Genomic DNA, 21,126 nt, shown 5'->3' with positions numbered 1-21,126 from the left:
TTGCAGCACCGTTACGCCTGGATATTCTCCATGACCTTTATCGAGACTTTTCGCCGTGACTGGCTGAGCAATGTGCGCGGCGATATATTGGCCGGCATCGTGGTCGCCCTGGCGCTGATCCCGGAAGCCATCGGCTTTTCCATCATTGCCGGCGTGGACCCCAAGGTGGGGCTCTATGCCTCGTTCCTGATCGCCATGATCATTTCGGTGACCGGGGGGCGACCGGCGATGATCTCGGCCGCGACGGCGGCCACGGCGGTGCTGATGGGGTCGCTCGTGCGCGAGCACGGGCTGGACTATCTGCTGGCGGCGACCATTCTGGCCGGCGTGATCCAGGTCGCCGCGGGCTATGCGCGGGTGGGCTACATCATGCGCTTTGTGTCGCGCTCGGTGATGACGGGCTTTGTCAATGCGCTGGCCATCCTGATCTTCATGGCGCAATTGCCCGAACTGATCGGCGTGTCCTGGCAGACCTATGTGATGATCGCGGGCGGGCTGGCGATCATCTATCTGTTTCCGCGCGTGACACGGGTGATCCCCTCGCCGCTGGTGTGCATCATTGTGCTGAGCATCATCACCATTGTGCTGCAGGTGGATGTGCGGGCGGTGGGTGATCTGGGCGAATTGCCGACAACGCTGCCCAGCCTGCTGATCCCCAATGTGCCGTTCACGCTGGAAACGCTGTGGATCATCCTGCCCTATTCGATCGGGGTGGCGGCGGTGGGGCTGCTGGAGAGCCTGCTGACGGCCTCGATCGTGGACCAGATGACCGACACGGGCAGCGACAAGAACCGGGAATCGATCGGGCAGGGCATTGCCAATTTCATTACCGGCTTTTTCGGTGGCATGGCGGGTTGCGCCATGATCGGGCAATCGGTGATCAATGTGCGCTCGGGCGGGCGCGGGCGGCTGTCGACCTTCACGGCCGGGGCGTTCCTGCTGTTCCTGCTGGTGGTGCTGGGCGACATTGTCGGCCTGATCCCGATGCCGGCGCTGGTGGCCATCATGATCATGGTGTCGATCGGCACGTTCAGCTGGAGCTCGCTCAATGATCTGCGCAAGCATCCGCGCCGCTCGAGCCTGGTGATGCTGGCGACCGTGATCACGGTGGTGGGCACGCATAATCTGGCGCTGGGTGTCGGGGTGGGCGTGCTGCTGTCGGGGATCTTCTTTGCCTGGAAAGTGGCGCAGATTTTCCGCGTTACCTCGGTGCTGACCGATGACGGGCGCGAGCGCGACTATGTGGTGGAGGGACAGCTGTTCTTTGCCTCAGCCGAGGATTTCCTCAAGGCCATGGACTTCAAGGAAAAGCTCGCGCGCGTGCGCATCGATGTCAGCAAGGCCCATATCTGGGACCTGACCGGGGTCAATGCGGTGGATATGGCGGTGCTCAAATTCCGGCGGGCGGGCATGGTGGTGGAACTGGTGGGCATGAACGAGGCGAGCGCCACGATCATGGACGAGCTGTCGGTGCATGATCAGCCCGGCGCCATGGAGCGCATGCTGGGGCACTAGGCTCACAAGAGCGTGGCGGCGCGGGTGTTGTCGAGCTCGATGAGGTTGATGACGGCGGCTTCTGCCTGGTCGCAGCCGCCGGCCTCGATGGCATGGACCAGGGCGGTGTGGGCTTCAAAACCGGCGCCGAGATAGGCCGAGGTGACGGCGTCATCGGTGAGGGATTTGAGCGCCAGGGCCAGGGTCAGCTCGACAATGCCTGTGACCGAGCGGAGCAGGGCGCTGCCCGAGCTTTCGGCAATGGCGCGGTGGATTTCCAGGCCCGACAGGCCATGGGCCTCCAGATTGCCCTCGGCCAGTTCCATCTGGTGCAGCCAGTATTTCATCAGGCGCACGTTTTCGGCGGTGCGGCGTTCGCTGGCGAGCCGCACGGCTCGGGTTTCGAGCGCCCGGCGGGTGTCGAACAGGCTTTCGTAAAAGCGCGGATCGGGCTTGGCATAGAAATGCCAGGACAGCACCTGGGGGTCAAAAAAGCTCCAGCGGCTGGTGGGGGAGACGCGGGTGCCCACCTTGGGGCGCGCCTCGACCATGCCCTTGGCCTCCAACGTCTTGAGCGCCTCGCGCAGCACGGTGCGGGAGACGCCATAGGTTTCCATCATCACGGCATCGCTGGCCAGGATCGAGCCAACCGGAAACCGGCCGGTGACAATGCCATGGCCGATCTCGTTGATGACGAATGTGTGGAAGTTTCGTGCAGCGGGCCGCCCGGACAGGGAGCGAATAAGGCTGCCAGCTTCGATCATGCTAGACTTTCTCGGGCGACTTCTCTCCGGGGGCGGAGGCGGCAAATATGACGCGCTGCAAGACGATGAACAAGAAGAGCAGCACACCGATGACGATCTTGGTCCACCAGCTCGACAGCGTGCCGTCGAAGATGATGTAGGTCTGCACCAGACCCAGCAGCATCACGCCGACAAAGGTGCCCAGCACAAAGCCATAGCCGCCGGTGAGCAGGGTGCCGCCGATGACGACAGCGCTGATCGCATCGAGCTCAACCCCCACCGCAGCCAGCGGATAGCCTGCCGAGGTGTAGAGCGAAAACACTATGCCTGCCAAGGCCGCCAATGTGCTGGAAAGCATATAGATCTGCACCGTGGTGCGGGCCACCGGCACGCCCATGAGCGAGGCCGAAACGGAATTTCCGCCCAGCGCATAGACGTAGGATCCGAATTTGGTGCGATGGGCCAGCAGGGCGCCGCCGAGGAAGATCAGGATCATCAGCATGCCGATGAAGCTGAGCTTGCCGCCGCCGGGCAGGCGGATCATCAGATCGCCCAGGGTGGCGTAGAACTCGTGTTTGATGGGCACCGAATCCTGGGTGATGATGGAGGCGCCGCCGCGGGCCAGGAACATGCCCGCCAGGGTGACGATGAAGGACGGCACCTGCAGGAAATGGATGGTGAAGCCCATGGCGGCGCCAAACAGCGCGGCCACGCCCAGGGCGATGGCAAAGGCCACCAGGGGATGGATGCCCAGCCAGCTGGTGAGCACGGCGATGAGCACGCCGGTGAAGCCGATGACCGCGCCGACCGACAGATCAATGCCGCCCGAGATGATGACAAAGGTCATGCCGACCGCAGCAATGCCCAAAAAGGCATTGTCGGTGAGGAAATTGCCCAGCACGCGGGTGGACAGCATGTTGGGGAACTGCAGGACCGCCAGACCATAGGCGATGATAAAGATGACGGCGGTGGCCGCCAGGGGGCGCAGACTGCGTTTCATGACGAGGCCGTCTTGTTGGAGGCCGCCGGGCGGCGCTTGAACGGCAGGGCCGCATAGGGAGACTGGAGCAGCAGGATCAGGATGATCATGCCGGCCTTGACCACCAGGTTGAACTCGGGCGGGAAGCCGGAGACCAGGATGCCGGTGTTCATGGCCTGGATGATGAGCGCACCGACCACGGCCATGGGGATGGAGAAGCGGCCGCCGAGCAGGGAGGTGCCGCCGATGACTACGGCCAGGATGGCGTCGAGTTCGAGCCAGAGGCCGGAATTGTTGGCGTCGGCGCCGCGGATGTCAGCGGCCACGACAATGCCGGCGATGGCGGCGCAGAGGCCTGAGAGGGCATAGACCAGCATGAGCAGCATGCGGCTATGGATGCCGGCAAGGGAGGCGGCGGCGCGGTTGACGCCGATGGCCTGGATGAACAGGCCTATCGCGGTGCGCCGCACCAGAAGCGTGACCAGCACCATGAGCACAACGGCAATGACGGCAGCCATGGGGAAGCCCAGGAACGAGCCGGTGCCGACAAAGATCAGGCTGGGATCGTTGAAGGTGACGATGGAGCCTTCGGTGATGAGCTGGGCAATGCCGCGACCGGCGACCATGAGCACGAGGGTGGCGACGATGGGCTGGATATCGAGCACGGCGACGAGAAAGCCATTCCAGAGGCCGCAGGCGAGGCCGACGGCGAGAGCGGCGATGATGGCGATGGGGGCGGGATAGCCGGCGACCACCATGGTGGCGGCGACGGCGCCGCAGACGGCCATGATGGCGCCCACCGAGAGGTCCACGCCCTTGGTGGCGATGACCCCGGTCATGCCGATGGCGAGAATGGCCACCGGGGCGCCGCGGTTGAGCACGTCAATGAAGCTGCCGAAGAAGCGCCCATCCTGCCAGGTGACATGAAAGAAGCTAGGGAAGAGCAGCCAGTTGATGGCCAGCACGCCCACCAAAGCGAGCAGTTGCGGATTGGCCAGGCGATCCAGGCGCAGGCGTCTCATGGGGTGGCCTCGTCGGGGTTGTTGGCGATGGCCTGAACGATCACGCCGGGATTGATATTCTTGCCGCGCAGTTCGGCGACCATCTTGCGGTCGCGCATGACGACGATGCGGGAGCTATAGGCCACCACTTCGTCGAGCTCGGAGGAGATGACGACCATGGCCATGCCATCGTCGCGCAGGCGATTGATGGTGCGGACAATTTCGGCATGGGCGCCGACGTCGATGCCGCGGGTGGGTTCGTCCAGGATGAGGAAGGCCGGATCGGTGGCCAGCCAGCGCGAGAGGATGACCTTCTGCTGGTTGCCGCCGGAGAGGAGCTTGACCGGCATGTCCAGCGAGGCGGCGCGGATGTCCATGGATTCCCCGAAGCGGCCGGCGATCTCGAGCTGTTCGTCGCGGTTGAGCGCCTTGAACCAGCCCAGCTTGCCTTGCAGGGCAATGATGATGTTTTCGCGCACCGAGAGATCGCCCAGAATGCCCTCGGCCTTGCGGTCTTCGGGGCAGAAGCCGAAGCCCAGGGTGATGGCGTCGGTGGTGTTGCGCACATTGGCCGGCTTGTCGTTGACGCGCAGGCTCCCCTGGTCGGCGGGATCGGCGCCGAACATGATGCGGGCCATTTCGGTGCGGCCCGAGCCGAGCAGGCCGGCGACGCCGATGACCTCGCCCTTGTGGATGGTCAGATCGAAGGGCGCGACGCCATTCTTGCGGCCATAGCCGGAGAATTGCAGCAGCACATCGGTGGTGGGATTTTCCGGCTCGAGATCGGTGGCGCCGGAGAAGGCAATGTCCTTGCCCAGCATGAGGCGGACCACATCGGTGCGGCTGAGGGCGTCGAGCACCTGGGTTTCGACCAGCCTGCCATTGCGCAGCACGGTGACGCGGTCGGATATGGCAAAGACCTGATCGAGGAAATGGGTGATGAAGATGATGGCGAGGCCGGCGCGCTTGAGATCGCCAATGACCTCGAACAGGCGCTCGACCTCGTTGCGATCAAGGCTGGCCGTGGGTTCGTCGAGGATCAGCACCTTGCCGGAGAGTTCGACGGCGCGGGCGATGGCGACGATCTGCTGGACGGCGACCGAATGGCTGCCCAGTTCGCTGCCGGGATCAAGATCAAGGCCATAGCGGGTGAGGAGGACGCGGGCGTCGCGCTCCATCTTGCGGTGGTCGACCAGGCCAAAGCGGGTCGGCTGGTGGCCGAGATAGAGATTTTCGGCAACCGAGCGATTGGGCAGGAGGTTGACCTCCTGATAGACGGTGCCGATGCCATGGGTCTGGGCATGGAGGGGATTGTCGAGGGTGACGGGGGCGCCATCGACCAGCACCTGGCCGCCATCGGGCTGATAGGCGCCGGTGAGGATCTTGATCAGGGTGGATTTGCCGGCGCCGTTTTCGCCGAGCAGGGCGTGGACCTCGCCGCGGCGCAGGCCGAAATCGACCGAATCCAGCGCCGTCTGGCTGCCGAAAATCTTGATGACGCCGCGCGCTTCGAGCACGTATTGGCTGTCGGCCATGCGCCGTTCCCCCTTGTCGATCACCGGTTTGCCACCTCGATCTGCGCCCGCTCTGCTGGCGGGATCACGAAAGGGGGCCGGTCAGCGCCGATGCCGGCGCCAACCACACCCCCTCCCAGCCTCCCCCGTCAAGGGGGAGGTGCCGTTCGGTGGTTGCTTGTGGGCTGAGATTAGTAGCCCAGACCCTTGCGGGTGTCATATTCGCCCTGCGGATTGTCAGCAGGGGTATAGAGCTTGGACTCGGTGATGATGAACTTGGCGGGTTCGGTGCCATCGGCAAGATAGGCCGAGAGGGCGTCGAAGGCCGGGCCAGCCATGTTGGGGGTCAGTTCGACCGTGGCATTGGCTTCACCATTGACCATGGCGGCGAAGATGTCCGGCACGGCGTCGATGGAGACCACCTTGATGTCGGTGCCGGGCTTGAGGCCAGCGTCCTTGATGGCCTGGATGGCGCCAACGGCCATGTCATCGTTGTGGGCATAGACGGCGCAGATGTCCTTGCCACCGTTTTCGGCCTTGATGAAGCCTTCCATGACTTCCTTGCCCTTGGAGCGGGTGAAGTCGCCGGTCTGGCTGCGGGCGATGGTGATGTTGGCATGGCCGGCAATGGCTTCTTCAAAGCCCTGCTTGCGGTTGATGGCCGGGGTGGAGCCCACGGTGCCCTGGAGCTCGACGACCTTGCAATCGGCATCGCCGACGGCGTCGACCAGCCACTGACCGGCAACGCGGCCTTCCTTGACCTGATCGGAGGCAACCGAGGTCAGGTAGAGGTCTTCGGGCGCATCCACGCCACGGTCGAGCAGGATCACGGGGATCTCGGCTTCCTTGGCTTCGGTCAGCACATCTTCCCAGCCGGTGGCGACGACGGGGGCAACCATGATGGCATCAACGCCCTGGGCGATGAAGCCGCGGATGGCCTTGATCTGATTTTCCTGCTTCTGCTGCGCATCGGCAAACTTGAGGTCGATGCCGCGCTCTTCGGCCTGGGCCTTGGTGACCGAGGTCTCGGCAGCACGCCAGCCGGATTCCGAACCGATCTGGCTGAAGCCGACAACAAGACCCTTGAGGTTGTCCTGGGCAATGCTGACAGACGTCAAGGCAGTAGCGAGGCTTGCCGCGATGGCAAGCTTGGTGATGATGGTCACGATGTCCTCCCAAAAAGTGGTCGCTGCGGTGTGTTCACCTGCGGCGATGAACGGACGCTATATAAAGTACTATTATATGTAAAGTGGGAATCTCCGCAGGTGATCTGGGGCCCGCCCGTGGGCGGGTCTGCGCAGCAGTGTGCCGATTAACCCATTGTTCTGCAATGGGTTTGCTTGTGGTCCTGTGCGGGCGGGACGGCGTGAGCCGGGTCAACCGGCGATGTAGCCCCGCAGCGCTGCGGCCTCGTCCTCCGCCTCGGCAATCTTGAGCTTGACCACGTCGCCGATGGAAATAATGCCGACCAGACCATCGTCCGCCAGCACGGGCATGTGGCGGATGCGATGGTGCGTCATGGTCTCCATGACCTCGCTGATCGGGGTATCGCGCCGACAGGTGATGACGCCGCGGGTCATGCAGTCGGCGATGGCAAGGCTGAGTGCGGTGCCCTCGCCCCGGCCGAGGCGGCGGACGATGTCGCGCTCGGACAGGATGCCGATGATGGTGCCGCCGCCGTCGGTGATGACGATGGCGCCGATGTTGTGGGTATTGAGCAGGGCGACCGCATCGGCGAGGGTGGCGGTCTCGGGCAGGGTATGCACCAGCACGCCCTTGGTTTGCAGGATGGTATCGACACGCATGTTGAAGTCCTCCTGGACCGCAGTCTGGACCCTGGGCAAGGGGGCCGCAAGGGCGCAGGCGGCGGGGGGCTGCTGGACACGAAAAAGCCGGCCCTTGGGGGCCGGCTGCAGTCGGTCAGGAGGTCTGTCTGGAAAGGGTCAGCCCTCGCCGCGGCCGGGGGACCAATGGCGGGGCTTGCGGACGCGGGTGGGTGCGTTGGCTGGGAGGGGGCCACGCAGAGCCATCCGCGCCACTTCAATCATGGTGGCCAGGACCAGAAGGGTCAGTGGCACCATGAAAATGGCAATATGGGTATCGGGCTGAGCCATCAGGCTGGAAGCAGAGGCAGGGGCGACCCCGGCCACAAGCGCTGCACCGCTGGCAATGGCCACCACAACCGTTGAACCAATGGCGAGACGCTTGAAACTTTTCGGCCGGGGCGACGTAGTATTGTGCATGGGATCGATGTCGTTCTGCTGAAGGTCAGTGACAGCATCAAGCCATGCGAATGCGGTTCGAGTTTGTGTCCAATCCGGCGCCCTGCGTACCATTTGGTGGCGGAACTGTGGCGAGGCGATGCGCTGGGCGCATCAGGAGGAGACGGCAATGCGCGCTATTCTGGCACTGATGATGATGATGATGATGATGGCCCTGACGCTGCCGGCGGCGGGGCAGGACGATGCGGCGCCCTGGCAGGCGGTGGTGAGCGGCCAGATTGGCGCCCTGCATGAGCAGGATGGGCCGAGGGCGCTGAGTTTTGCCAGCGAGGGGTTTCGCACCCAGTTTGCCGAACAGCCTGAGGCGTTCCTGATCGCAGTGGAGGCCAGTGGCTATGGGCCGATCGTCTATTCGCGCTCGCACAGCTTTGGCAGTTTCGAGCGGGTGAGCGCGAGCGTGGTGGCGCAGGTGGTCAAATTCGTCGGACCCGACCAGAGCCTATATGAGGCGCTGTATCAGCTGGGCGATGAGCCGGGGCAGGGCTGGCGCGTGCTGGGCGTGGCGCTGCGCAAGGCGCCGGGCATCGGCATCTAGCCCAAAGCGCGCCGCGTCTGTCGCTTGCGGCTTGATTGGCTGCAGCGCAATCCCTATCACTGCCGGCCGACACAGCTGGGAGAGTGATGATGGGGTTCTTGTCGGAAGCACTGGGGCGGGTGGCGCCGTCGGCGACCGTGGCCATCAGCCAGAAGGCGCGCGAACTGGCGCAGCAGGGCCGCGACATCATCGCGCTCTCGGCGGGCGAGCCGGATTTCGACACGCCGCTCAATGTGCGCGACGCCGCCAAGGCGGCCATGGATGCGGGCAAGACGCGCTACACCAATGTCGATGGCATTCCCGAGCTCAAGGCGGCGGTGGCGGCCAAGTTCAAGCGCGATAATGGCCTCGACGTAACAGCAGCCGATTGCTTTGTGTCCTCGGGCGGCAAGCAGATCATCTTCAATGCGCTGATGGCCACGCTCAACCCCGGCGACGAGGTGGTGGTGCCGGTGCCCTATTGGGTGAGCTATCCGGAAATCGTGCGGCTGTGCGGCGCCGAGCCGGTGTTTGCGGTGGCCGATGCCTCGACCGGCTTCAAGCTGTCGCCGGCCGTGCTGGAAGCGGCGATCACGCCCAAGACCAAGTGGCTGCTGCTCAATACGCCGTCCAACCCGACGGGCGCGGCCTATACGGCAGCCGAGCTGCGCGGGCTGGCCGATGTGCTGCTGGCGCATCCGCATGTGCACATCCTGACCGACGATATCTATGAAGTGCTGGTCTATGATGGCGGCAGCTTTGCCACCATCGCCCAGGTGGAGCCCAAGCTGCAGGCGCGTACGTTGACCATGAACGGGGTGTCGAAGTCGCATGCCATGACCGGCTGGCGCATCGGCTTCTGCACCGGGCCGCGGCCGCTGCTGGCGGCGATGACCAAGCTGCAGGGCCAGTCGACCAGCTGCCCGACCTCGATTGCGCAGTGGGCGGCGGTGGAAGCGCTCAACGGGCCGCAGGATTTTCTCGCCGAATGGCGGCAGGTGTTCCAGGCGCGGCGCGACATGGTGGTGGCCGGGCTCAATGCCAATACCGGACTCGATTGCCTGACGCCGGAAGGCGCGTTCTATGTGTTCCCATCCTGCCTGCGCCTGCTGGGCAAGACCAGCGCGGGCGGCACGCTGCTCAATACGGACGAGGATTTCGTGCTGGCGCTGCTGGACGAGACCGGCGTGGCGCTGGTGCATGGCACGGCCTTCGGCCTGCCAGGGCATTTCCGCCTGAGCTATGCGGCCAGCAATGCCGAGCTGGAAGAAGCGGTAAAGCGCATCCAGGGGTTCTGCGCGGGGATCAAGTAGGGTTTGCGGGCTGCCGATGCAAAAAGGCGGCCCCCACCCAGCCTCCCACTAAGGGGGAGGGATCGGCCGGTGGGTGGGGAAGCCTTTAGTAAGCCAGGACCGTGCGTGTGACGCGTCCGGGCCATTCGAGCGTAGCTCTCATGGCCTCCAAATCTAAAATCACGCCACTGGCGTGATTTTGCCTGCGGCCTATTTGGAGCCCATCCAGCTGAAGAAGCTGGTGTTGCCGCCGGCCTGGGCAAACATTTCGGTGAGCTTGTTGGTGGTCTGGTAGCTGGCGAGAGCCGCGGCATAGAAGTCGGGGCTCCAGCCGGCGGCCTGGCGTTCCTCGTCGCTCATCGAGGAATAGACCGAGATGATGTTCTGGCTGAAGGCGGTGGGGTCGCTGGACTTTGAAGCGCTCTTGAAGCCGGCCAGGAGGGCGGCGCCGCTCTTGGTGCGCAGCGCGGCCTGGGCGGCATTGGTTTCCTCGGGCGCGAACTTGTTGTCGGTGTTGAGCGCAATGGCCGACAGGGTCCGGCTGGGGAAGCTCGACATGTCGATATAGGTGCCGATGGTGGTCTGCTTGTTGAAGGTGGGCACCTTGCCGTCCTTGATCGCCTTGGCATAGAGCGCGTCGAGCGAGGCGCGGGCGCCGGTGGCGACATCCTTGATGTCCTGCTGCTGCGTCTGGCCGGCATTGGCCAGCGCCAGATAGAGCGCGACGGGATCCTGATCGCCGGCATCTGGCATTTTCTTGGGATCGGACTGCAGCTGCTTGAGGCCCTCGGTGATGGCGTCGCGGCCGGCGATCCAGTCGGTGCCGTTCTTCTCCTCGTCGCCCAGGCTATCGAGATAGACAGCGGCGGCCTTGTAGAGGCCGGTGTAGTCGCCGGTGACCTTGGCCACGGCGGCGGGGCCGGACATGGCGCTCTCAAAGCGACGCTGCATCTCAAGGCCCGCGGCTTCGCGCTCATCGGGGGAGAAGCTCTTGTCGCTGGACATGGCATAGAGCTCGCGCGGGTCGAGGCTGCTCAGATCCAGCGCCAGCTTGCCATCCTTGAGCGGGCTGGTGCGGTTGGCGTCCTTGAGCAGGGCGAGCAGCTTGGCATGCGCATCGGCCAGGACCGTGGCGAAATCCTTTTTGGCCAGAGCCGCCTGGGCTTCGCTCGAGAGGGTTATCGAGGTGGCCGGCTGTTCGGCGCTGGTGGTGGATTTGCTGGCGGCGTTTGCCGACGCGGTGTTGGCGGCCACGCTGGCGGCCATGGTGGTGGCAAGATTGGCATAGCTGGTGCTGGGATAGCTGGCGCTGACGGCGACCATGATAGGCTCCTGCAATCGGTTAACAAATCCTATGCAAGGGGCATGCCTGAAAATTGCTGAGGCAAAACAAGGTCGTGGCTGCGGGTGAGCTGTGCCGGCCGGCAAAAACTGCCGCCCGCTGGGCAGAATTGGCGATGTGCGGAGGAAAAGGAAAGGCCCTGCCCGAGGGGATGGGCAGGGCCAGGAGCCAAGGGCCGAGGCCTTTGACTTTGGAGGCGCGGCACCACGATCGCCGCTGAACTTATGGTCGTGTTATCGACTGAAGGCGGGGGTGCGACAATTGGTCAATTGCGAAACGCTGCCATGCAGAATCCGGGGCGCGGGCCGATGGCTCAGGGCAAAAAAAGAGGCTCCAACCGAAGTTGGAGCCTTATGATAGGGCCGAAGCCAAATCTGAAGTTTTGGCCCGATGCAAGGGAGGAGGATATGCATCAGACCGGTGAACCCAAGCCGAGGGAGGAGGATACGGCTCAAGTTCGTGTCGCCTAAACGCGGGTCCGAGGGAGGAGGATACGGAGCGGCGTCACCAGCGACAGGTACACATATAGATTTTGACCGTTTGGTCAGCAAGACATAGGTCAACATGCCTGCCATGCATTTTACACAGCGACAAGTTGTCAGGCCTGCGGTGCGCGGGGATTGAAGACCGAAAAAAAAGGCCCTGTCCGAAGACAGGGCCAATGATAGGGCCGAAGCCAAATCGAAAGTGAGGCAGAGAGCAAGGGAGGAGGAGATGCGCTCTGCCGGTGAACCGTGATCGAGGGAGGAGGATACGATCAGAGTTCGGTGTTGCGATACTTGTTCCAAGGGAGGAGGAAATGGAACGCGCCTCAGCAACACCCTCCTTATGAACTCGACTCACTCAGTAGGCAATAAGCCATGTCGTATGCCAGCCATGCGCTGGATGCAGGGGCCCAAAACACATGTGGCCCCGCTCGAGGGGAGAGCGGAGCCACATATTTGCGGGAACAAGTCCCCACAAGGAGGGAACGCAGCGGGTGCAAGGGAGGAGGGAGGCGCCCGCTGTGCTGGGAGGCATATATGGGGTGTCGCCCTGCCCAACAATAAGGCATCGCGTATAATAGCTATGCAGTCCCTGCATAGATTTTAGAACATTTCTGTCACAAAAGGCGAATTTGGCATGGTTTTTCCGTGCGTTGCGCCGCTTGTGGGCTCAGAGCCAACCGCGTCGCTTGAACAGCAGATAGGGCAGAATTGCCGAGGCAATCATGGCCAGGATCGCCAGGGGATAGCCGAACTGCCAGGTGAGCTCGGGCATGACCTGGAAGTTCATGCCATAGATCGAGGCCACCAGGGTGGGCGGCAGGAAGACCACGGCGGCCACCGAGAAGATCTTGATGATCTGGTTCTGCTCCAGATTGATCAGGCCCAGGGTGGCATCGAGCAGGAAGTTGACCTTGTTGGACAGAAAGCCGGCGTGATCGGCCAGGGCCTGGGCGTCGCGCTGCAGCACCTTGAAATCCTGCCTGATATCGCGGGTGGCGCGGGGCGTGCCGGGCTGACGGGTCTGGTGAAAGGTGGTCAGGCGCAGGATGGTGATCAGGCTTTCGCGCACCAGGGTGAGCATATCGCCCTTGTTGCCGATCTTTTCGATGAGACCTTCCAGATTGCGCGACTTGCGGGTGGCGCCCTTGGCGCGCGAGCGGAAGACCTCGCGCGAGATGGCGTCGAGATCATCGCCGGTGGTTTCCAGCACCTGGGCAATGCGGTCAATGAAGGCGTCGAGCAGGCCGGCCATGACATGTTCGCCGCTGGTGAGCGGGCGACCACCGGGGCGCAGGGCCAGGGCCTCGAAGGTGACAAAGGGCATGGGCTCGGCATAGCGGATGGTGACCAGGGACGCGCCGCGCAGCACGAAGGTGACCGGCACCTTGATGGGGTCCATCTCGTGCATCTTGCTCAGCACCGTGGCGGTCATGAATTCGGCGTCGGCCTCGGCATAGAGGCGGGCCGAGGGCTCGATATCCTTCATCTCGTCGCGGGTGGGCACCATGATGCCCAGGCATTGCTCGACGAAATGCTCCTCATCCCGGGTGGGATTGATCAGATCATACCAGATGGCGTTGGACAGATCGGCCGGGGCGGCGGCCGGGTCGACGGGGAGGCGGGCGAGGTGATCGCCGGAAACGGTATAGATGTTCAGCATGGCAGGTATCCTTGTGCGCGGGCGGCTACGCCGGCGCGACCTGCTGCGTCACCCCGGTTTTCGTGCCGTCCTGTTCGTCAATCGACTTCGAGAGTCGGGGTTCACTGTCGGGGTCCGTGTTTCGTCAACTACAGAGCACCGATGCCTCCGATGTGTGGCAAGGTCAAGGCTGTGTTTGCGATGCGGGCACAATGGCGCCGGGCGCCCGGGTCAGCCCTGCGCCTCGAAGGCGGCGATGGCGGCGGCCAGCTCGCCCAGATGGGCAATGCGGGCATAGCGCGGCTCGTCAGCGGGCTCTTCGGCCAGCTCATAGGACCAGGTGAGATCATGCGGCACAAAGACGCCATAGCTGCCGGCGGCGAGGGCCGGCAGCACATCGGAGCGCATGGAATTGCCCACCATCACGGTGTGGGCGGCGCCGTCGGTGTGGCGCTCGAAAATGCGGGCATAGGCGGCCGGGGTCTTGTCGGAGATAATCTCGACGGCAGAGAAATAGTCCGCCAGGCCGGAAGCGGCGAGCTTGCGCTCCTGATCAATCAGATCGCCCTTGGTGACCAGGATCAGCCGGTGGGTGGCCTCAAGCTGTTCAAGGGCCTGATCGACATAGGGCAGGGTTTCGACCGGAAAACTCAGCAGTTCGCGGCCGGCGGCGAGGATTTCGGCGATCACCGTGCCGGGGACGGCATGGTTGGTGATCTCAAGCGCCGTCTCGACCATGGACAGGGTAAAGCCCTTGGCGCCAAAGCCATAGAAGCGCAAATTGCGGCTGACAGCCGAGATCAGGCGCTCATCGAGATTGGTGGCATCGGCATGATCGGCCAGCAGCGTCTTGAAGCGCTCCTGGGTCAGGCGGAAAAACTGCTCGTTCTGCCAGAGCGTATCGTCGGCATCGAGGGCAATGGTGGTGATGCCAGCCATTGCGACGACCCTAGAAACTCCACTCGCGGGCCTTGCCGACAAGGAAGTCGCGGAAGACGCCGACGCGCTTGGAATTCTTGAGGGCGGGGGGATAGACGAAGAAGGCCTCATAGGCCGGCAGCTCGGTCTCGGGCAGAACCTGGACCAGGCGATCTTCCTTTTCGGTGACGTAGTCGGGCAGCATGGCAATGCCGATGCCGGCGCGGCAGGCCTGCATCATGCCATAGATGGCATTGACCTTGAGCGTGGTGCGGCGCGGGCTGGAATCGCTGCGGCCCATGCGCTCGAGATAGTTGATGTCGCCCAGGTAGGACGGCACCGGCTCACCGAAGGTGACGATGCGGTGGTCATCGAGCTCATCGGCCGTCTTGGGCATGCCGAACTCCTCGATGTAGTCCACCGAGGCATAGAAGTGGTTGTGCACGGTGAACAGCTTGCGCTGGATCATCTCGGACTGGTTGGGCCGGTGCAGGCGGATGGCGACGTCGGCCTCGCGCATGGCCAGATCGAGCTCGGCGTCATTGAGGCGGATTTCGAGTTGGATGAGCGGATAGAGCTTGAGGAATTCGTCGAGCCGCGAGCTGAGCCAGGTGGAGCCGATACCCACGGTGGTGGTGACGATCAGCGGACCGGTGGGGACGTCCTGACTTTCGGACATCTGGGTTTCCACCTGCTGGAGTTCCCAGTGCATGCGGTGGGCGGTGCGGAAGAGCTGCTCGCCCACCTCGGTGAGCACCAGGCCGCGGGCGTGGCGGATAAAGAGCTTGAGCCCGAGGTCATCCTCGAGCGCGGAGATCTGGCGGCTGACGGCCGACTGGCTCATGCCCAGCTTTTCAGCGGCGTGGGTGAAACTGCCCGACTCGGCGGCGGTGTGGAAAATCCGGAGCTTGTCCCAGTCGAGCATATTGGTCGCCTTCTTGTTGGGTCTTGTTTCGGCTACTCCGCCGCCTCGGCGAGTTCGTGTTCGGCCAGGTATCGCTCGGCCTCCAGCGCTGCCATGCAGCCCATGCCCGCAGCGGTGATGGCCTGGCGATAGACATCGTCGGTGACGTCACCGGCGGCAAAGACGCCGGGGATATTGGTCTCGGTGGTGCCGGCCTTCACCTGCAGATAGCCGCCCGGCTTCATGTCGAGCTTGCCAGCAAAGATCGCCGTTGCCGGTGCATGGCCGATGGCGATGAAGACGCCGTCGATGGGCTGCTCATAGGTGCGGTTGGCCGCCAGATCGCGCAGGGTGACGGTGTTGACCGAGGGCGGCATGGCCGAACCGCCGACTTCGGCGATCTCGGTGTTCCAGCGCACTTCGATCTTGGGGTTCTTGAACAGGCGATCCTGGAGGATGCGCTCGGCGCGGAACTCGTCGCGACGGTGCACAACGATGACCTTGGAGGCAAAATTGGTGAGGAACAGCGCTTCCTCGACAGCGGTATTGCCGCCGCCGACGACGATGACTTCCTTGTTGCGGTAGAAAAAGCCATCGCAGGTGGCGCAGGCGGAGACGCCAAAGCCCTGGAACTTCTGCTCGCTGGGCAGGCCGAGCCACTTGGCCTGGGCGCCGGTGGCGATGATGACGCTGTCAGCGGTATAGATCTCGCCGTCGTGCCCGGTCAGCACAAAGGGGCGCTGATCGAAATCAACCTGGGTGATGATGTCGTTGACGATGCGCGTGCCGACATGCTCGGCCTGGGCCTTCATCTGGTCCATGAGCCAGGGGCCCTGGATGACGTCGGCAAAACCGGGGTAGTTCTCGACATCGGTGGTGATGGTCAACTGGCCGCCGGGCTGCAGACCCTGGATCATCAGGGGCTCCAGCATCGCCCGCGCGGCATAGATCGCCGCGGTATATCCGGCCGGGCCGGAACCGATGATGACGACTTTGGCGTGCATCGCAACGCTCTCCAGAAAATGGGAGTCTCCCTCACCCCTTAGTTAAGGGGCGAAGGTGCACTCTTTCAAGGCAAACCATTGCACATTGCCAACGTGGTGTGCGGAACCGACAGAAAAGTCACACCAATGGGCAAATATTCAATGCGCAATATGGCTTAGACGTAGCGGATCTTGAGGATCTCATAGCTACGGGCGCCACCGGGGGCAGCCACTTCGAACGAATCGCCCTCGGACTTGCCAATCATGGCGCGGGCGATGGGCGAGGAGATGGAAATGCGGCCGCCCGAGGCGTCAGCTTCTGGATCGCCGACGATCTGGTAGGTCTTTTCCTCTTCGGTGTCCTCGTCGATATAGGTGACGGTGGCGCCGAACTTGACGACATCGCCGGACAGCTTGCTGACGTCGATGACATCGGCCAGGGCGAGAATGGTCTCGAGCTCCTTGATGCGGCCCTCATTGAGGCTCTGCTGTTCCTTGGCGGCTGAATACTCAGCGTTTTCAGACAGATCGCCATGGGCGCGCGCTTCCGAGATGGCCTCGACAATGCGTCGACGCTCACTGGCGGTGCGGTGCTCATATTCGGCGGCAAGGGCCTTTTGCCCACTCACCGTCATCGGGATCTTATCCATGGTCGTCGCCTCCAATCGGCACGGCAGTCAACAATACACATCCCAGCCAAATCCGTTCGGCGTGCGCTTCACGATAAATTTGTAAGGGAGAGCGGCCGCACGTTGCCCGCCTGCCGCGTTCTGGTCAAGCCGGTGTGCGAAAACAACATGGTCATGTCCACACGCCACTTCAAGTTCGGACCCCATTTCGGAAAGGCCCAACCATGAAAACCTCTAGCCTGCCTGTACTTGCCAGCCTCGCCGGCCTGCTGCTGAGCAGCCTGCCGACCCAGGCACAGACCATCGACAGCAGCGCCGGGGCGCTGACCGCCACGGTGGTGGCCGAAGGGCTGGACCATCCCTGGGGCCTGGCGCTCTTGGGTGATGGCCGCATGCTGGTGACCGAGCGCAGCGGCGCGCTGCGGCTGGTGACGGACGGAAAAGTGGGGGCGCCGATCGCCGGTACGCCCGAGGTGTTTCACCAGGGGCAGGGTGGTCTGCTCGATATTGCGCTGGCGCCGGACTTTGCCGAGAGCGGGCGGGTGTATCTGAGCTTTGCCGAGCCGGGCGAGGGCGGCGCGGGCACGGCGGTGATGGCGGCCAAGCTGGTGCTGGAGGGCGACAGCGGCCGGCTGGAGGATCAGGCAGTGATCTTCCGCATGAACAAGTTCACTGGCACCGGCCACCATTTCGGCTCGCGCATCGTGGTGGGGCAGGATGGCAATCTGTTCGTGACGCTGGGTGAGCGCGGGGACGGGGACCGGGCGCAGGACATGGCCGATCTCGCCGGCGCCGTGGTGCGCATCACGCCCGAGGGCGGCGTGCCGGCGGACAATCCCAAGACCGAGGGCTGGGCGCCCGAGCTGTGGAGCAAGGGGCATCGCAATCCGCAGGGCGCGGCGCTGCGCGGCGACGGGCAATTGTTCACCGTCGAGCATGGGCCCAAGGGCGGGGACGAGCTCAACATGCCCAAGGCCGGCGCCAATTATGGCTGGCCCATCATTACCTATGGCGTCGACTATTCGGGCGCACCGGTGGGCGTGGGGCAGGAAAGGCCGGGGCTGGAGCAGCCGCTGCATTACTGGGTGCCGTCGATCTCGCCCTCGGGGCTGGCATTCTATGCCGGTGAAATGATGCCGGGCTGGGAGGGAGACCTGCTGACCGGCGGGCTGAGCGGGCAGCTGCTGGTGCGGCTCGACATGGAGGGCGACACAGTCGTCGGCGAGGAACGGCTGTTCGAGGGGCAGTTGGGCCGCATCCGCGATGTGCGGGTGGGCGATGACGGGGCGATCTATCTGCTGACCGATGAGGACAATGGGCGGTTGATCCGGGTGGCATCGGAGGGGAAGTAGGGGCATGGGAGCGGCCAGCCCTGCCACTCAGGCGTAGCCTTCGTGGCCTTCTCGCCTAAGATCGCTCCACAGGAGCGATCTTACCGCTGCGCGGTCGCACTTGCCATTCGAGCGTAGGTCTCGTGGCCTCCGTCCCTAAAATCGCTCCACCGGAGCGATTTTGCCGCGGAGCGGCCAGGACGGAGTGTCACAAAACCGTAATGCTGGTGTGAACAGTAGCGGCGCTGCCGGAGGATGGTGCCATGAATGAGCGTTTGAGCCAGAGCGATCTTGATCGGATCCGCGACGAAATTGCTGACAGCTTTGATGAAGAGCTGGAACTGCAGTTCGAAGACGACCAGCTCGATGCGCTGGCGGGCGATCTGGTGCCGCATCATCGCCGCTCGTCGCTGGACCGGCGCATCTATTTCCGCGAACTGTTCCGCCTGCAGCACGAATTGGTGCGGCTGCAGGACTGGATCGCCCATCATGGCCTCAAGGTCGCCGTGATCTTTGAGGGGCGCGACTCGGCCGGCAAGGGCGGGGCGATCAAGCGCATCACCCAGCGGCTCAATCCGCGCGTCTGTCGCGTGGTGGCGCTGCCCGCGCCCAATGATCGCGAAAAGACGCAGTGGTATTTCCAGCGCTATGTGCCGCACCTGCCGGCGGCCGGCGAAATGGTGCTGTTTGACCGCTCCTGGTACAATCGCGCCGGCGTTGAGCGCGTGATGGGCTTCTGCACCCCGACCGAGCTGGAAGAGTTCTTCCGCACCGTGCCCGATTTCGAGCGCATGCTGGTCGGCTCGGGCATTATCCTGATCAAATTCTGGTTCTCGATCAGCAATGAAGAGCAGGAATTCCGCTTCCGTATGCGCATCGATGATCCGCTCAAGCAGTGGAAGCTGTCGCCCATGGACATGGAATCCCGCCGGCATTGGGAAGATTATACCAAGGCCAAGGAAGACATGCTGCAGCGCACGCATCGCCCGGAATCGCCGTGGTGGATCGTGGATGCCGATGACAAGAAGCGGGCGCGGCTCAACACCATCGCGCATCTGCTCAGTGCCATTCCCTATGAGGAAGTGCCCAAGCGCGAAGTGGTGCTGCCCGAGCGCATCCGTCACCCCGACTATGCGCGCGGCCCGGTGCCGCCGGAAATGTATGTGAAGGCGGTTTACTGACGCGTTTCACCACTGAGTGGATGTCCGGCGCCGTTGCTTCCCTCTCCTTTTTGGGCAGGGAACGAGCGAGCGGGTCCATCAGTGGTCATCAGAACGACCCCCACCCCGGCCCTCCCCTCAAGGGGGAGGGGGCGACAGAACCGGGTCAACCTAGACCTCAAACGACCTAAAGCACTCCAGCGCGCATAGCGCTGGGCGGATCGGGATAAAGGCGGCTCCAGGCGCGGCGCAATTGCCGGCTGGAGCCGAAGCCGCTGCGCTCGGCAACGTGCTCCATATCGAGCCGGGTCTGGGCGAGCAGTTCACGCGCCAGGGCGATGCGCAGGCGATTGACGAAATCGATCGGCGTCATGCCGGCGGCCTGATGGAACAGGCGGGACAGATGGCGCGGGCTGGCGGCGGCAATGCCGGCCATTTTCTCGAGCGTCCAGTCTGCGGCGGGTTCGGCGGCGATGGCGTCCTGCACGCGGTGAATGGCGGGATGGAGATGGTTGCGGCCCTCGAACCAGGGCGAGACCTGGGCCGCATGGCCGTCGCGGCGCATATAGACCACCAGATGGCGGGCGATCTGTGCTGCTGTCTGCGGGCTGGTGAGCCGGCTGACCAGATGCAGCATCAGATCGATGCCGGCGGTGATGCCGGCGCTGGTGAGGCAATTGCCATCTTCCACAAAGAGCCGGTCGTCGATGACCTGGGCCTTGGGCGCGAGCTGGGCGAGGCGGGCGCAATCGGCGAAATGGGTGGTGCAGGCGCGGCCATCGAGCAGGCCGGCGCGGGCGGCCAGGATGGCACCGCTGCAGATGCAGACCAGTTGCACATCGGCGCCGGCGAGGCGGCTGAGCCAGGCGATGATGGCGTCGCTGCCGGCTTTGGCCGGTTCGATGGCGCCGATATTGCTGGTCGGCATGACCGCATCGGTATCGCCGCTGACGATGACCAGGGCCCCTGGTGGCACCTGGTCGGGCAGCGGGGCGAGGCCGCTCAGGGTGAGGCCGATGGAACTGGTGACCTCAGGCAGCGGGCTGACGAAGGTGACGTCGAACGCCACCGCCGACTGGAACTGATTGGCCTTGCGCAGCACCTCCATGGGGCCGGCCACATCGAGCAGCAGCGTGTGGGCCGGCACCACGACGATGGTGGGGATGCGCCGGGGCATGGTCATGCGGCGGCGCGCTCAGGGCCGGCGAGGGCGCCCTCGACGGTGGTGACGCGGGCAAAGCGCCCGTCCAGCACCGCGGCGGTGCGGGCCTTGAGCTCGTCAACCGTCCAGGTGTGGCCGGTGGCATCGGTCAGCAACGTGGTGTGGGTGGCCTCGGCGACGAAGTCGACGCTCCAGCCCATGTCGGAGGCATGGCGGGTGGTGGTTTCGCAGCATTGCTCGGTGCGAATGCCCGAGATGATGAGGCGGCCAATGGCGTTCTGGGTCAGCCAGACGGGCAGATCGGCGCCCACGAGAGCGGAATGGCGGCTCTTGTAGATGGTGACATCGGGCTCATAGACCAGCTCGGCCAGCGGGCGGACGAAGCCGGAGGCCAGCGCGAAAATGCCCTCGGGCGCCGTGTGCAGCACGCGGACGATGCGGTGGCCCTTGGCCCGGGCGCCATCGATCAGCGCCTGCTGGCGGGCGAAGTAGGTGGTGGGGTCGACCTCGAACCAGTTCGGCCGCTGGCGGAAGGATTCCTGGGCATCGATGACGAGAAGGGCAGTGTCGGACATTTTGTGTTCCAGCCTATGCAATTGATAGCATGAGTATCGGCCTGCATTCAAAGGCCAACAAGGCCAGGAGCGGACCAATGGCGGACAGATCAGGACATTGATGCGCCGGGCGGCGATTTGGCTTGCTTGTCGGCAGGGCGGTCGCAAGAATGGGCCGCGTTGCGAGGAGTGCAGTC

Annotated in this window: 20 protein-coding genes; 5 read left to right on the top strand and 15 right to left on the bottom strand. The window is 63.9% G+C overall.

Annotated elements, in window-relative coordinates:
* Positions 1-30: 30 nt before the first annotated feature.
* The gene (locus tag E8M79_RS14400) at positions 31-1,515 is read left to right on the top strand and encodes a SulP family inorganic anion transporter (protein WP_137152558.1); all 1,485 of its coding nucleotides are present in this window, start codon (positions 31-33) and stop codon (positions 1,513-1,515) included.
* A 2-nt stretch (positions 1,516-1,517) separates the two neighbouring features.
* On the opposite strand, the gene E8M79_RS14395 is transcribed toward E8M79_RS14400, so the two are convergent.
* The 7 genes from E8M79_RS14395 to E8M79_RS14365 all read right to left on the bottom strand — a co-directional run bounded on the left by E8M79_RS14395 (position 1,518) and on the right by E8M79_RS14365 (position 7,974).
* The gene (locus E8M79_RS14395) at positions 1,518-2,258 is read right to left on the bottom strand and encodes a FadR/GntR family transcriptional regulator (protein ID WP_137152557.1); all 741 of its coding nucleotides are present in this window, start codon (positions 2,256-2,258) and stop codon (positions 1,518-1,520) included.
* A 1-nt stretch (position 2,259) separates the two neighbouring features.
* Positions 2,260-3,237: a galactofuranose ABC transporter, permease protein YjfF gene (gene yjfF, locus E8M79_RS14390; RefSeq protein ID WP_137152556.1), complete on the bottom strand. Its 978-nt coding sequence runs from the start codon at positions 3,235-3,237 to the stop codon at positions 2,260-2,262.
* Positions 3,234-4,238, bottom strand: coding sequence for an ABC transporter permease (locus tag E8M79_RS14385; protein WP_137152555.1), 1,005 nt, complete (start codon positions 4,236-4,238; stop codon positions 3,234-3,236). The genes yjfF and E8M79_RS14385 overlap by 4 nt, the downstream gene beginning before the upstream one ends.
* On the bottom strand, positions 4,235-5,752 hold the full coding sequence (locus tag E8M79_RS14380) for a sugar ABC transporter ATP-binding protein (protein ID WP_137152554.1): 1,518 nt from the start codon (positions 5,750-5,752) through the stop codon (positions 4,235-4,237). Before E8M79_RS14380 ends, E8M79_RS14385 begins: the two co-directional genes overlap by 4 nt.
* Before the next feature lie 170 nt (positions 5,753-5,922).
* Positions 5,923-6,897, bottom strand: a complete 975-nt coding sequence (ytfQ, locus tag E8M79_RS14375; protein ID WP_282568110.1) for a galactofuranose ABC transporter, galactofuranose-binding protein YtfQ — start codon at positions 6,895-6,897, stop codon at positions 5,923-5,925.
* A 210-nt stretch (positions 6,898-7,107) separates the two neighbouring features.
* Entirely contained in the window at positions 7,108-7,536 is a 429-nt protein-coding gene (locus E8M79_RS14370) for a CBS domain-containing protein (RefSeq protein WP_137152553.1), read from the bottom strand.
* Between the two features lie 138 nt (positions 7,537-7,674).
* The gene (locus E8M79_RS14365) at positions 7,675-7,974 is read right to left on the bottom strand and encodes a hypothetical protein (protein ID WP_137152552.1); all 300 of its coding nucleotides are present in this window, start codon (positions 7,972-7,974) and stop codon (positions 7,675-7,677) included.
* Between the two features lie 148 nt (positions 7,975-8,122).
* Here E8M79_RS14365 and E8M79_RS14360 point away from each other — a divergent pair, with 148 nt between their 5' ends.
* Together E8M79_RS14360 and E8M79_RS14355 are read left to right on the top strand one after the other, a co-directional pair.
* Positions 8,123-8,548: a DUF4864 domain-containing protein gene (locus E8M79_RS14360; protein ID WP_171015867.1), complete on the top strand. Its 426-nt coding sequence runs from the start codon at positions 8,123-8,125 to the stop codon at positions 8,546-8,548.
* Between the two features lie 89 nt (positions 8,549-8,637).
* Entirely contained in the window at positions 8,638-9,840 is a 1,203-nt protein-coding gene (locus E8M79_RS14355) for a pyridoxal phosphate-dependent aminotransferase (RefSeq protein WP_137152550.1), read from the top strand.
* A 189-nt stretch (positions 9,841-10,029) separates the two neighbouring features.
* Here the strand turns inward: E8M79_RS14355 and E8M79_RS14350 are convergent, their stop codons facing one another.
* The 6 genes from E8M79_RS14350 to greA all read right to left on the bottom strand — a co-directional run bounded on the left by E8M79_RS14350 (position 10,030) and on the right by greA (position 16,743).
* Positions 10,030-11,142, bottom strand: a complete 1,113-nt coding sequence (locus E8M79_RS14350; RefSeq protein WP_137152549.1) for a hypothetical protein — start codon at positions 11,140-11,142, stop codon at positions 10,030-10,032.
* Between the two features lie 1,174 nt (positions 11,143-12,316).
* A complete protein-coding gene (locus E8M79_RS14345) occupies positions 12,317-13,309 on the bottom strand; it encodes a magnesium transporter CorA family protein (RefSeq protein WP_137152548.1) in 993 nt (330 codons plus the stop codon).
* Positions 13,310-13,519: 210 nt separating this feature from the next.
* Complete coding sequence (locus E8M79_RS14340; RefSeq protein ID WP_137152547.1) at positions 13,520-14,227, bottom strand: HAD family hydrolase; 708 nt, start codon at positions 14,225-14,227, stop codon at positions 13,520-13,522.
* A 10-nt stretch (positions 14,228-14,237) separates the two neighbouring features.
* Positions 14,238-15,131 (bottom strand): LysR family transcriptional regulator, encoded by an 894-nt coding sequence (locus tag E8M79_RS14335; protein WP_137152546.1) that lies wholly within the window; start codon positions 15,129-15,131, stop codon positions 14,238-14,240.
* A 32-nt stretch (positions 15,132-15,163) separates the two neighbouring features.
* Positions 15,164-16,114: a thioredoxin-disulfide reductase gene (trxB, locus tag E8M79_RS14330; RefSeq protein ID WP_137152545.1), complete on the bottom strand. Its 951-nt coding sequence runs from the start codon at positions 16,112-16,114 to the stop codon at positions 15,164-15,166.
* A 155-nt stretch (positions 16,115-16,269) separates the two neighbouring features.
* Complete coding sequence (greA, locus tag E8M79_RS14325; RefSeq protein ID WP_137152544.1) at positions 16,270-16,743, bottom strand: transcription elongation factor GreA; 474 nt, start codon at positions 16,741-16,743, stop codon at positions 16,270-16,272.
* A 203-nt stretch (positions 16,744-16,946) separates the two neighbouring features.
* Here greA and E8M79_RS14320 point away from each other — a divergent pair, with 203 nt between their 5' ends.
* Both E8M79_RS14320 and ppk2 read left to right on the top strand, forming a co-directional pair.
* The gene (locus E8M79_RS14320; RefSeq protein ID WP_137152543.1) at positions 16,947-18,074 is read left to right on the top strand and encodes a PQQ-dependent sugar dehydrogenase; all 1,128 of its coding nucleotides are present in this window, start codon (positions 16,947-16,949) and stop codon (positions 18,072-18,074) included.
* 242 nt (positions 18,075-18,316) lie between these two features.
* Positions 18,317-19,234, top strand: coding sequence for a polyphosphate kinase 2 (gene ppk2 / locus E8M79_RS14315; RefSeq protein ID WP_137152542.1), 918 nt, complete (start codon positions 18,317-18,319; stop codon positions 19,232-19,234).
* A gap of 166 nt (positions 19,235-19,400) precedes the next feature.
* On the opposite strand, the gene E8M79_RS14310 is transcribed toward ppk2, so the two are convergent.
* Complete coding sequence (locus tag E8M79_RS14310) at positions 19,401-20,396, bottom strand: helix-turn-helix domain-containing protein (RefSeq protein ID WP_137152541.1); 996 nt, start codon at positions 20,394-20,396, stop codon at positions 19,401-19,403.
* Entirely contained in the window at positions 20,393-20,950 is a 558-nt protein-coding gene (locus tag E8M79_RS14305; RefSeq protein ID WP_137152540.1) for an isochorismatase family protein, read from the bottom strand. The genes E8M79_RS14310 and E8M79_RS14305 overlap by 4 nt, the downstream gene beginning before the upstream one ends.
* Between the last annotated feature and the right edge of the window lie 176 nt (positions 20,951-21,126).

Origin of the sequence: Devosia sp. FKR38 (genome assembly GCF_005222805.1) — a bacterium.
Taxonomy (GTDB): Bacteria; Pseudomonadota; Alphaproteobacteria; order Rhizobiales; family Devosiaceae; genus Devosia.
The sequence above is the reverse complement of the archived record's forward strand: the minus strand, read 5'-3'. Positions and strand labels throughout refer to the sequence as shown.

Excerpts from the sequence above, each read along its gene's own strand:
- E8M79_RS14400 (WP_137152558.1), top strand. The coding sequence starts at position 31 with ATGACCTTTATCGAGACTTTTCGCCGTGACTGGCTGAGCAATGTGCGC.
- E8M79_RS14395 (WP_137152557.1), bottom strand. The coding sequence starts at position 2,258 with ATGATCGAAGCTGGCAGCCTTATTCGCTCCCTGTCCGGGCGGCCCGCT.
- yjfF (WP_137152556.1), bottom strand. The coding sequence starts at position 3,237 with ATGAAACGCAGTCTGCGCCCCCTGGCGGCCACCGCCGTCATCTTTATC.
- E8M79_RS14385 (WP_137152555.1), bottom strand. The coding sequence starts at position 4,238 with ATGAGACGCCTGCGCCTGGATCGCCTGGCCAATCCGCAACTGCTCGCT.
- E8M79_RS14380 (WP_137152554.1), bottom strand. The coding sequence starts at position 5,752 with ATGGCCGACAGCCAATACGTGCTCGAAGCGCGCGGCGTCATCAAGATT.
- E8M79_RS14370 (WP_137152553.1), bottom strand. The coding sequence starts at position 7,536 with ATGCGTGTCGATACCATCCTGCAAACCAAGGGCGTGCTGGTGCATACC.
- E8M79_RS14365 (WP_137152552.1), bottom strand. The coding sequence starts at position 7,974 with ATGCACAATACTACGTCGCCCCGGCCGAAAAGTTTCAAGCGTCTCGCC.
- E8M79_RS14360 (WP_171015867.1), top strand. The coding sequence starts at position 8,123 with ATGCGCGCTATTCTGGCACTGATGATGATGATGATGATGATGGCCCTG.
- E8M79_RS14355 (WP_137152550.1), top strand. The coding sequence starts at position 8,638 with ATGGGGTTCTTGTCGGAAGCACTGGGGCGGGTGGCGCCGTCGGCGACC.
- E8M79_RS14350 (WP_137152549.1), bottom strand. The coding sequence starts at position 11,142 with ATGGTCGCCGTCAGCGCCAGCTATCCCAGCACCAGCTATGCCAATCTT.
- E8M79_RS14345 (WP_137152548.1), bottom strand. The coding sequence starts at position 13,309 with ATGCTGAACATCTATACCGTTTCCGGCGATCACCTCGCCCGCCTCCCC.
- E8M79_RS14340 (WP_137152547.1), bottom strand. The coding sequence starts at position 14,227 with ATGGCTGGCATCACCACCATTGCCCTCGATGCCGACGATACGCTCTGG.
- E8M79_RS14335 (WP_137152546.1), bottom strand. The coding sequence starts at position 15,131 with ATGCTCGACTGGGACAAGCTCCGGATTTTCCACACCGCCGCCGAGTCG.
- trxB (WP_137152545.1), bottom strand. The coding sequence starts at position 16,114 with ATGCACGCCAAAGTCGTCATCATCGGTTCCGGCCCGGCCGGATATACC.
- greA (WP_137152544.1), bottom strand. The coding sequence starts at position 16,743 with ATGGATAAGATCCCGATGACGGTGAGTGGGCAAAAGGCCCTTGCCGCC.
- E8M79_RS14320 (WP_137152543.1), top strand. The coding sequence starts at position 16,947 with ATGAAAACCTCTAGCCTGCCTGTACTTGCCAGCCTCGCCGGCCTGCTG.
- ppk2 (WP_137152542.1), top strand. The coding sequence starts at position 18,317 with ATGAATGAGCGTTTGAGCCAGAGCGATCTTGATCGGATCCGCGACGAA.
- E8M79_RS14310 (WP_137152541.1), bottom strand. The coding sequence starts at position 20,396 with ATGACCATGCCCCGGCGCATCCCCACCATCGTCGTGGTGCCGGCCCAC.
- E8M79_RS14305 (WP_137152540.1), bottom strand. The coding sequence starts at position 20,950 with ATGTCCGACACTGCCCTTCTCGTCATCGATGCCCAGGAATCCTTCCGC.